Origin of the sequence: Bacillus sp. NPDC094106, assembly GCF_044764345.1 — a bacterium.
In the GTDB taxonomy this organism is placed as follows: domain Bacteria; phylum Bacillota; class Bacilli; order Bacillales; family Bacillaceae_G; genus Bacillus_A.
This window is the reverse complement of the sequence record NZ_JBIWHY010000009.1, coordinates 105428-116348: the sequence shown is the minus strand read 5'-3', so window position 1 is coordinate 116348 and position 10921 is coordinate 105428. Positions and strand designations below refer to the sequence as shown.

Sequence of the window (10921 nt, the reverse complement as noted above, 5' to 3'; positions counted from 1 at the left end):
CAGAGAAACCAGGAACGACGGAACCAGAGAAACCAGGAACGACGGAACCAGAGAAACCAGGAACGACGGAACCAGAGAAACCAGGAACGACGGAACCAGAGAAACCAGGAACGACGGAACCAGAGAAACCAGGAACGACGGAACCAGAGAAACCAGGAACGACGGAACCGGAGAAACCAGGAACAACGGAACCGGGAAAATCAGAAACAACGGAACCAGGAAAATCAGGAACAACGGAACCGGAAAAATCAGAAACGACGGAACTAGAGAAACCAGAAACAACGGAACCGGAGAAATCAGAAACGACGGAACTAGAGAAACCAGAAACAACGGAACCGGGGAAATCAGAAATGATGGAACCAGAGAAACCAGAAACGACGAATTCAGGGAACCTAGGTAAGACAGAACTAGAAAACGCAGAGATAATGAAACCAAAAAATCCAGGAACAACAAGTTCAGAGAGCCAGGATAAGACAAACCAAGAAAGTTCAAGAGTAACAAAACCAGGAAAATCTGAAACTATGGATTCAGCTCAATCACAAAAAGAACTCCCAAAAACGGGACAGAGAACTCCTCTGGAACCATATATGGGGGCAGCTCTTGTAATGATGAGTTTTGGTTTACTCGTATTAGGTAAGAAAAGACAACAATAATGAAAGTAAAAAAGGTATCCCCAAAAATATTTTTGGGTGCCTTTTTTACTTTATCCCGTATGTGGTAAGATCTCCAAACTCAAGGTACAGAGAGATAAGGAGGATAGTTGGGGAATGAAGAACCCACGCTGTTGGAAGTTCCACATGATGCGGTTAAGTAGTGGGAATAATGTAATAAGGATAGTTGCATAGATGATGGAAGGGATTCCTATAAAACTATGAACGTTTCCGCAACATTTCCCGTTGTCTCTTTCGAATAAAAATTATACCAAGATATAATAGAGTTATAATATTAGAAGGGGTGTCTTTTATGAAAAAAGAAAAAAGACAACGGCTAATTAAACAATTGGTGGAAGAGTATGAAATAGATACGCAAGAGAGATTAGTAGAATTGTTGGCAGAACAAGGCATATTAGTGACGCAGGCTACTATTTCGCGCGATATTCGTGAATTAAACTTAATAAAGGTAACTTCTTCAAATGGATTAACTATATATAAGGTTTTCTCAGAAGATAATTTACAAACTGATATGAAGTTAAAGAAAAAATTAAGAGAAGTTGTCGTAAAGGTTGATTATGTAGATCAACTAACGGTTATTAAAACGTTACCTGGTAATGCCCATGTTATTGGTGCCTTATTAGATTCCTTAGATTGGAAAGAAAAAGTAGGATGTATATGTGGAAATGATACATGCCTCGTAATTTCTCGGTCACAGTCAGATAGGAAGATTTTGGAAGAAAGATTGAATTTAATTATGTAGATGAAAATCCTGTTTCTAATTTTATTAGAGACAGGATTTTTTTTAGAGTTTTCATATGAATTAGGGAATCCGATATTCACCATATATACGTAATATACAGCTGTTTTGCAAAATATAGAGCAAAAACCCTAATAAAAATACAAATATATATTATTTTACAAAAAAACTTGTGAAATATTTCACTTGATAATGTTAGCGTTTACACAAAGAGGGAAGCACGCACCGTTTATTATGTACTTGTAGACAACAACCAAATTTAAAAGGAGGTACAACAAATGAAACATCCGATCCATGTTACTTCAGAAATTGGGGAATTACAAACGGTTTTATTAAAACGTCCAGGTAAAGAAGTGGAAAACTTAACGCCAGATTATTTACAACAATTATTATTTGACGATATTCCATATTTACCAATTATTCAACAAGAACATGATTATTTTGCGCAAACATTACGCAATCGGGGTGTTGAAGTTCTTTATTTAGAAACACTAGCAGCTGAGGCGTTAGTTGATAAAAAACTTCGTGAAGAATTTGTTGATCGTATTTTACAAGAAGGACAGGCTAACGTAAATGGTGCATATCAAACTTTAAAAGAATATTTACTTTCCTTTTCAAATGAAGAAATGGTTCAGAAAATTATGGGGGGCGTACGTAAAAACGAAATTGAAACTAGTAAAAAAACCCACCTGTATGAATTAATGGAAGATCATTATCCATTTTATTTAGATCCAATGCCAAATTTATATTTTACTCGTGACCCAGCAGCTAGTATAGGTGACGGTTTAACAATTAACAAAATGAGAGAACCAGCACGGAGACGTGAATCATTGTTTATGGAATATATCATTAAACATCATCCACGATTTGCAAGTCATAATGTGCCAGTTTGGTTAGATCGTGATTATAATTTTCCAATTGAAGGCGGCGACGAGCTCATCTTAAATGAGGAAACAATTGCAATTGGAGTATCTGCTCGTACTTCAGCTAAAGCGATTGAGCGTTTAGCTAAAAACTTATTTAGCCGTCAAAGTAAAATTAAGAAAGTGCTAGCAATAGAAATTCCAAAATGTCGAGCATTTATGCATTTAGATACAGTATTTACAATGGTTGATTATGATAAATTTACAATTCATCCAGCTATCCAAGGACCAAAAGGAAATATGAACATTTATATTTTAGAAAAAGGACAGGATGAAGAAACTCTTAAAATTACACATCGTACCTCTTTAATGGAAGCTCTAAAAGAAGTATTAGGCTTAAGCGAATTGGTACTTATCCCTTGCGGAGGAGGAGATGTGATCGCTTCCGCTCGTGAACAATGGAATGATGGATCGAATACATTAGCAATTGCGCCAGGAGTAGTTGTTACATATGACCGCAACTATGTATCAAATGCTTTATTACGTGAACATGGTATAGAAGTTATTGAAGTATTAAGTTCGGAATTATCCCGTGGTCGTGGGGGTCCACGTTGCATGAGTATGCCAATTGTTCGAAAAGATATTTAGTATAAATAACGGAGAAAGTAGGGATGAATCATGTTAATGACAAAACCAAACTTAAAAGGAAGAAGTTTTCTTGCTGAAAAAGATTTTACAGAAGAAGAAATGTTATATTTTCTAGATTTAGCAGCAGAATTAAAAGAGAAAAAGAAAAACGGTATTCCGCATCGTTATTTAGAAGGAAAAAATGTCGCGCTCTTATTTGAAAAAACTTCCACTCGTACACGGTGTGCATTTACGGTGGCATGTACGGATTTAGGGGCAAATCCTGAATACCTAGGTAAAAATGATATTCAGCTTGGAAAGAAAGAATCAGTTGAAGACACAGCAAGAGTTTTAGGACGTATGTTTGACGGAATTGAGTTCCGTGGTTTCGCTCATGCAACAGTAGAATCTTTAGCTGAAAATTCCGGTGTACCGGTATGGAACGGTTTAACAGATATGTGGCATCCAACCCAAACACTTGCAGATTTGTTAACAATTAAAGAGCATGTGGGACGTTTAAAAGATGTTAAGCTTGTATACGTTGGAGACGGACGGAACAACGTAGCAAATAGCTTGTTAGTTGGCGGAGCAATTGTTGGAATGAACGTATGTATTTGTACGCCAGAATCATTATTCCCAGCACAAGAAATAATCGATACAGCTAAAAAATATAATGATCAAGTCATGGTAACAAGTAATGTAGACGAAGCTGTTGCCGGTGCAGACGTAATTTATACAGATGTATGGGTATCAATGGGAGAAGAAGATAAATTTGCTGAACGTATTGAACAGCTAACACCTTATCAAGTAAATATGGAAATGATTAAAAAGACTGGAAATGAAAATGTGATGTTCTTACATTGTTTACCTGCATTCCATGATGTGGAAACAGCGTACGGAGAAGACATATATGAAAAATATGGATTAAAAGAAATGGAGGTAACTGACGAAGTATTCCGCAGTAAGCATTCAAAAGTATTTGATCAAGCGGAAAACAGAATGCATACAATTAAAGCAGTTATGGCAGCTACTTTAGGAAATATGGAATAAAGAAGGGGGAAATCCTCCTTCTTTCTCCTCCTTTAGACACTATCATTCACTATTGTTGTTTTATTCTTATTGCAATTAAAGAGAGGTGAGTGTAATGGGTGAAGAAAAGAAATTAGGATTACTTACTTTAACAGCCCTTGTAGTTGGATCTATGATCGGTGGTGGCGCATTTAACTTAGCAGGTGATATGGCAAAAGGTGCTGGTGCCGGGGCTATTATTATCGGTTGGGTTATAACGGGAATTGGAATGATTGCTCTTGGATTATCATTTCAAAATTTAACTGTAAAAAGACCAGATTTAGATGGTGGTATTTTTAGTTATGCAAAAGCAGGATTTGGTAATTTTATGGGGTTTAATAGTGCGTGGGGATATTGGTTATCTGCTTGGCTTGGGAATGTAGCTTACGGTACGTTGCTATTTTCTTCATTAGGTTATTTCTTCCCAGTTTTTGAAGGTGGACAAAATATAGCATCGATTATTGGAGCGAGCGTATTACTATGGTGTGTTCACATGTTAATTTTACGCGGTGTACAATCAGCAGCACTTGTAAATTTAGTAACTACAATTGCAAAGTTAGTGCCTGTATTTGTCTTTATTGTTGTAGGAATCTTTGCTTTTCATATTGATATTTTCTTAGATGGATTTTGGGGACAAGCTGGTTCCTTTTCTTGGGCAGCGGTAGGTAGTCAAGTGAAGAGTACAATGCTTGTAACTCTTTGGGTATTTATTGGTGTAGAAGGGGCAGTTGTTCTATCAAGTCGTGCAAAAAGCAGAAGTGATGTTGGGAAAGCAACTGTCATTGGATTAATCGGCACACTCATCATTTATATCCTACTTACATTACTATCTCTTGGCCTTATGCAACAAGCTGATGTTGCTAATTTAAAAAATCCATCTATGGCGTATTTATTTGAAAGCGTTGTTGGAAAATGGGGCGCTATTTTTATTAACTTAGGTTTAGTAATTTCTGTATTAGGTGCTTGGCTAGGATGGACTTTACTCGCATCTGAGATTCCGTATTTAGCTGCTAAAGACGGAGTATTTCCAAAGTGGTTTGCGAAAGAAAATAAAAACAAAGCTCCTGTAAATTCATTATGGATAACAAATGGTTTAATTCAAGTTTTCTTATTAACATTTGTTGTTTCAGATCAAGCATATCATTTTGCATTTTCTCTCGCTTCCTCTGCTATTTTAATTCCGTATGCTTTGTCAGCATTCTATCAATTTAAGTATAGTTTACAATCTGAAGAAAAAGATCGAACAAAAAATATAATCATTGGTTTGGTAGCAAGTATTTATGGAATTTGGTTAGTTTATGCAGCTGGTTTAGACTACTTAGTACTAACAATGACGTTATATGCACCAGGTATTTTCATCTTTTACAATGTTCAAAAGCAAACGAATCCAAAACAAATATTTACTCGTGTGGAACTGGCATCTTCTGTAGCGATTGGTGCCTTAGCATTCTTTGCGATTTACGGATTAATTACAGGAAGTATCACTTTATAAAAATTTGTGAAAATGCAATCAATTGGAGGGTTGAAATATGACACGTAGAAAAATCGTAGTTGCACTAGGAGGAAATGCTATACAATCTGGAAATGCCACTGCTGGGGCGCAGCAAGAAGCGTTAGAAAGAACAGCGGAACAACTTGTTAAAATTATGGAAAATGATGTGGATATTGTTATTGCACACGGGAATGGTCCACAAGTAGGTAATATTTTATTACAACAAAAAGCAGCGGAAACAGAAAAAACACCGGCAATGCCGTTAGATACTTGTGGTGCAATGAGCCAAGGAATGATTGGATATTGGATGGAAAATGCAATCGAAAAGGCTTTGAAAAAGCGAAGCATAAAAAAAGAGGTAGCAACGGTTATAACACGTGTTGTCGTGGATGAACAGGATGAGGCATTTAAAAATCCAACAAAACCAATTGGTCCTTTTTATACAGAAGAAGAAGCAAGAAGGTTAATGGAAGAAACGAAAGCTGTATTTAAAGAGGATGCAGGAAGAGGATGGAGACGGGTTGTTCCATCACCAAAGCCTGTGAGTATTCATGAACATAAAGTAATCAATTCATTAGTGGAGGGAGGAAATATAGTAATCGCTGTTGGGGGTGGTGGAATTCCGGTAATTGACTCTGAAGAAGGATTAAAAGGAACTGAAGCTGTTATCGATAAGGACTTTGCTGCTCAAAAGTTAGCTGAATTAGTAGATGCTGATACACTTGTTATTTTAACTGCAGTTGATTATGTTTATGTGAATTTTAATCAGCCTAATCAAAAGAGATTAGAGGCTGTTACAGTTGATGAATTAGAAGAATATATACAGGAACATCAATTTGCAGCGGGAAGTATGCTCCCAAAAATTGAAGCTGCTATTAGTTTTGCTAATGCAGATCCAAAACGAAAAACAATTATTACTTCTTTAGAAAAGGTATATGAAGCATTAGAAGAAAAAGCAGGTACTATTATTTCTAAGCAGGATGCATGTGTTTGTGTATAAACATAGCGAATTGTAAAAAGAATGAAGTGATCAACTTCATTCTTTTTATTTATTGGTATTTTTTGTAAAAAAATGTTCATAAAGTATTCATGGCAGGAGAAAGTTTACTATGTTAAGTATGGTAAAATAATAGTATTGAATACGCTTTCTTGATGCTTCACTCCGACATATAGCAAGAAAGAGGGAGTTTGATGAATAGACGAAACGTAGTTAAAGATCTGAAGCAGTTTGAATTATTTGCTCATTTAACAGAAAAAAAATTGAAAGGCTTAACAGAGTTTGTTTATTGGCGAACTTATAAGAAAGGTCAATTTTTATTTTTAGAAGGTGATTCAAGAGAAAGAATTTACCTTATGTTAGATGGTTTTGTGAAGTTAGAGCGGGTGAATCAAAGTGGAAATTTAATATATGAGGACTATGTAAAGCGATATTCTATTTTTCCTTATGGCGGTATGTTTACAGATAAGAGTTATAATTATACGGCGGAAGCAATGACAGATGTGGATGTGTATTATATTCCTACAGTGATTTTTGAGGATATGGTAAAAGCAAGTCGGACACAATTAATGTACGTTGTTCAGCAGTTATCCTCGATATTAAAAATTAACGAAAATCGTGTGCAAAATATTACGATCCCAAATGCGCAGGACCGCGTCATTCAGACATTAAATTATTTAATGAATGATCTAGGAGAGCAGGATGGGGAAGGGATTGTAATTGCATGTCCGCTCACAACAATCGAAATTTCCAAAATATCGGGAACGTCTCGGGAGACGGTTAGCGGTGTGTTAAAACAGTTAAAGAATGAAAGCATTGTTACGGTTTCAAGTAAAAAAATTATCATACATGACCCAACTTATTTCGAGGAAATTTCGATGTGAAAACTTCATAATAAATATTAGATAAGGGAAAGCATTGTTACACTGGGACAATGTTATATATATCAATTAAAAAACGAAATATAAACCTTTTTCTTTTTAGATGGACAAGAGCATCTGGCCATGCATAGAAGCGGTTAGGGCCTTTTTCTGCCACATGCGAAGTAAAGACAGAGAGAGCGAACGAGTGTAGGTCATGTTGTATTCTGCATAGCAGTAACTTAGATATCGAAAAATGAAAATGGATGTATATAAAAACCCCTTTCTTTTTAGGCGGACAAGAGCATCTGGCCATGCATAGAAGCGGTTAGGGCCTTTTTCTGCCACATGCGAAGTATAAAGACAGAAAGAGCAAACGAGTGCAGGTCATGTTGTATTCTGCATAGCAGCAACTTAGATGTCGAAAAATGAAAATGGATGTATATAAAAACCCCTTTCTTTTTAGGCGGACAAGAGCATCTGGCCATGCATAGAAGCGGTCAGTGCCTTTTTCTGCTACATGCGAAGTAAAAACAGAGAGAGCGAACGAGTGTAGGTCATGTTGTATTCTGCATAGCAGCAACTTAGATGTCGAAAAATTAAAGTGGATTAATATACATATCAATTCTCTTATTCATATTGTATATTAATAAGGTTCTTTATATATTTATAAGGAACTTTTTTATGTTATTTACTATAAAGAGATTGTATATTCCGATAATACTAGCTAAAATCGATAATAAAAAACAAAGGGAAAGGGAGAAAAAATGATTCGCATTGAATATGATCGATTAGTAGCTATTTTTTACAGTATCGGAGTATTGCTATTAATAAAAATGCCAAATGATAAGGAATTAATTGGAGAAAAATTATTTCACGCGTATGGGATTCCAGTAGATACATATATTTATATGGGCTATAAAGTTTCGAATATATGGATCTTTTCTTTTGTATTACAAGTAATCTCTTTGCTATTTCTTATGAAATGGTTAGAAAAGAAGGATTCTAACTGGTTGAAAAAGTTAAATAAAATAAAAGTAGCGTGTATAAGTGTTCTCATTATAACAATGCCATTTACTTTAAATAAAACGCTTCAAATTCTTGATAAAACATGGTACTACGCAGGCAAAAAAGGACTGGAAGCAATTGAATACAAAAAAGAGGATAGCCAATGTACGATGAAGAAAAAGGGAGATAATTTTGAACAAAATTGCGTCGTCACTTTAAAAAATTATCACAATCAGTCACAAGCACTACAGCTTGTTTTATATCAAGGTGCAAATCAGAATTTGCAGAGCTATCAAGTACCGACACCTATCTATTTACAGCGACATGAAACAAAGCAATTTGAATTTCAAATTCCGATTGCTTCAGGTGAAAGCATAGTGAAAAATAAAGCACCAAATATTAAATTACAGTCATTAAATGAAAATGATAAGACATATAATTAATTTATAATAGCGAGGGTATTATTAAGGGAAATCATTAGAAATAAAAAAGTAAACTTTAGTCATCCAACATGTTACGGAGAACCCGGGCATAAATTGGGTGATTTTTTATTTGCCATTTTAGTAATGATAAGAAGTAGTGAAAAAAATCTAACGGGTTTGAGCATCATATATGTAAGGTAATTAAATAGGGGGATGTTTCTTAAAGAAAAGTAGATATTTAATAATAAGATAAAAATTCCCGTTACAAACTCTCCATATTTTGTTATGATAGTGTTACGAAAACGTTTGCATAAATTTATGAAGGATGCAAAAGGAGAGAATTATTATGAATAAAACATGGTGGAAAGAAGCTGTCGCTTATCAAATTTATCCTCGTAGCTTTATGGATTCCAATGGTGATGGTATTGGAGATTTACAAGGTATTATTGCAAAGCTTGATTATTTAAAGGATTTAGGTATAGATGTAATTTGGATTTGTCCAATGTATAAATCACCTAATGATGATAATGGTTATGATATCAGTGATTATCAAGATATTATGGATGAATTTGGTACAATGGCTGATTTTGATGAACTGCTAGATGAAGTGCATAAGCGTGGTATGAAGCTAATTATTGATTTAGTTATTAATCATACGAGTGATGAACATCCTTGGTTTATTGAATCGCGTTCGTCTAAAGATAATCCAAAACGTGATTGGTATATTTGGCGTGATGGTGAGAATGGAAAAGAGCCAAATAACTGGGAAAGTATTTTTAACGGTTCTGCTTGGAAATATGATGAAATGACAGATCAATATTTCCTACATTTATTCTCACGTAAACAACCGGATTTAAACTGGGAGAATACAGAGGTTCGTGAAGCTTTATATGATACAGTGAATTGGTGGCTAGATAAAGGAATTGATGGCTTCCGTGTTGATGCAATTAGTCATATCAAGAAGGAAGATGGATTAAAAGACATGCCAAATCCAGAGGGCTTAACGTATGTACCTTCTTTCGATAAACATATGAATGTGGATGGTATTCAGCCATTATTAGAAGAGTTAAAAGATAACACATTCTCTAAATACGATATTATGACTGTTGGGGAAGCCAATGGTGTCAAAATTGAAGATGCTGATCTTTGGGTTGGAGAAGAGAATGGTAAATTCAATATGGTGTTTCAGTTTGAACATTTAAGTTTATGGGATGCAGAGAAGAAAAAAGAACTTGATGTGGTAGAACTGAAAAAGGTGCTAACAAAGTGGCAAAAAGGATTAGAAAATAAGGGATGGAATGCGCTGTATATTGAGAATCATGATAAACCACGTATTGTTTCTACGTGGGGAGATGATCAACAGTATTGGCGTGAAAGTGCAACGGCTTTAGGAGCAATGTATTTCTTTATGCAAGGAACACCGTTTATTTATCAAGGGCAAGAAATCGGTATGACAAATGTTCAGTTCCCAAATATTGAAGATTATGATGACGTAGCAATTAAAAACTTATATCGTCAAAAAATTGCAGAAGGCGTATCACATCAAGAGATGATGGAAATTATCTGGGCATCTTGCCGTGATAATTCACGTACACCGATGCAATGGAATAATGAAGAAAATGCTGGTTTTACAACAGGTACGCCGTGGTTTGGAATGAATCCAAATTATAAAGAAATTAATGTTCAAAAGCAGCAAGAAGAAGCAGATTCTATTTTAAATTTCTATAAGAAAATGATCGCGCTGAAAAAAGAGAATGCTGTATTTACTTATGGCACATATGATTTACTTTTAGAAGATGATCCGCAAATTTATGCGTATACACGTACGTTACATGATGAAAAAGTGATTGTTATTAGCAATATCTCGAACGAGAAAGCTGTGTACAATGAGAGTGTATTCGCACTAGAATGCAAACGTTTGCTTTTAAATAACTATGAAGTATTAGAACATGAAACAAGTAATACAATTACGTTGAAACCTTATGAAACAAGGGTTTATCGTATTTCATAAGAAAAGGATGCTCTCGTAGCATCTTTTTTTTATGAAAAAATACAAATTTTTATTGCAATGTGAAAACGCTTTTATTAAAATAGATTTATGAAAACGTTTGCGTTAAAAGAGGGAATCGTTTTCATAAAAAGAGAAGCAATTATAATCTATATCCATTAGGGAT

General features: G+C 35.0%; 9 protein-coding genes. All 9 read left to right on the top strand.

The genetic code is table 11. The features are described from left to right. Positions 1 to 653: LPXTG cell wall anchor domain-containing protein (locus ACIQ7L_RS15110; RefSeq protein ID WP_400570312.1), on the top strand; the 653-nt coding region annotated here is incomplete at its 5' end. Between the two features lie 310 nt (positions 654 to 963). Further along, positions 964 to 1413: an arginine repressor gene (argR, locus tag ACIQ7L_RS15105; protein WP_400570310.1), complete on the top strand. Its 450-nt coding sequence runs from the start codon at positions 964 to 966 to the stop codon at positions 1411 to 1413. Positions 1414 to 1688: 275 nt separating this feature from the next. Then, the gene (gene arcA / locus ACIQ7L_RS15100; RefSeq protein ID WP_400570308.1) at positions 1689 to 2921 is read left to right on the top strand and encodes an arginine deiminase; all 1233 of its coding nucleotides are present in this window, start codon (positions 1689 to 1691) and stop codon (positions 2919 to 2921) included. A gap of 30 nt (positions 2922 to 2951) precedes the next feature. Further along, positions 2952 to 3950 (top strand): ornithine carbamoyltransferase, encoded by a 999-nt coding sequence (gene argF / locus ACIQ7L_RS15095; protein WP_400570306.1) that lies wholly within the window; start codon positions 2952 to 2954, stop codon positions 3948 to 3950. Between the two features lie 94 nt (positions 3951 to 4044). Continuing rightward, positions 4045 to 5460, top strand: a complete 1416-nt coding sequence (gene arcD, locus ACIQ7L_RS15090; protein WP_400570304.1) for an arginine-ornithine antiporter — start codon at positions 4045 to 4047, stop codon at positions 5458 to 5460. A gap of 37 nt (positions 5461 to 5497) precedes the next feature. Next, positions 5498 to 6460: a carbamate kinase gene (arcC, locus tag ACIQ7L_RS15085; RefSeq protein ID WP_335358872.1), complete on the top strand. Its 963-nt coding sequence runs from the start codon at positions 5498 to 5500 to the stop codon at positions 6458 to 6460. 191 nt (positions 6461 to 6651) lie between these two features. Continuing rightward, on the top strand, positions 6652 to 7341 hold the full coding sequence (locus tag ACIQ7L_RS15080; protein ID WP_400570302.1) for a Crp/Fnr family transcriptional regulator: 690 nt from the start codon (positions 6652 to 6654) through the stop codon (positions 7339 to 7341). 743 nt (positions 7342 to 8084) lie between these two features. Then, a complete protein-coding gene (locus ACIQ7L_RS15075) occupies positions 8085 to 8768 on the top strand; it encodes an ABC transporter permease (RefSeq protein WP_400570300.1) in 684 nt (227 codons plus the stop codon). Between the two features lie 325 nt (positions 8769 to 9093). After that, a complete protein-coding gene (locus tag ACIQ7L_RS15070; protein ID WP_400570298.1) occupies positions 9094 to 10758 on the top strand; it encodes a glycoside hydrolase family 13 protein in 1665 nt (554 codons plus the stop codon). The last annotated feature ends 163 nt before the right edge of the window (positions 10759 to 10921 follow it).

Excerpts from the sequence above, each read along its gene's own strand:
- argR (WP_400570310.1), top strand. The coding sequence starts at position 964 with ATGAAAAAAGAAAAAAGACAACGGCTAATTAAACAATTGGTGGAAGAG.
- arcA (WP_400570308.1), top strand. The coding sequence starts at position 1,689 with ATGAAACATCCGATCCATGTTACTTCAGAAATTGGGGAATTACAAACG.
- argF (WP_400570306.1), top strand. The coding sequence starts at position 2,952 with ATGTTAATGACAAAACCAAACTTAAAAGGAAGAAGTTTTCTTGCTGAA.
- arcD (WP_400570304.1), top strand. The coding sequence starts at position 4,045 with ATGGGTGAAGAAAAGAAATTAGGATTACTTACTTTAACAGCCCTTGTA.
- arcC (WP_335358872.1), top strand. The coding sequence starts at position 5,498 with ATGACACGTAGAAAAATCGTAGTTGCACTAGGAGGAAATGCTATACAA.
- ACIQ7L_RS15080 (WP_400570302.1), top strand. The coding sequence starts at position 6,652 with ATGAATAGACGAAACGTAGTTAAAGATCTGAAGCAGTTTGAATTATTT.
- ACIQ7L_RS15075 (WP_400570300.1), top strand. The coding sequence starts at position 8,085 with ATGATTCGCATTGAATATGATCGATTAGTAGCTATTTTTTACAGTATC.
- ACIQ7L_RS15070 (WP_400570298.1), top strand. The coding sequence starts at position 9,094 with ATGAATAAAACATGGTGGAAAGAAGCTGTCGCTTATCAAATTTATCCT.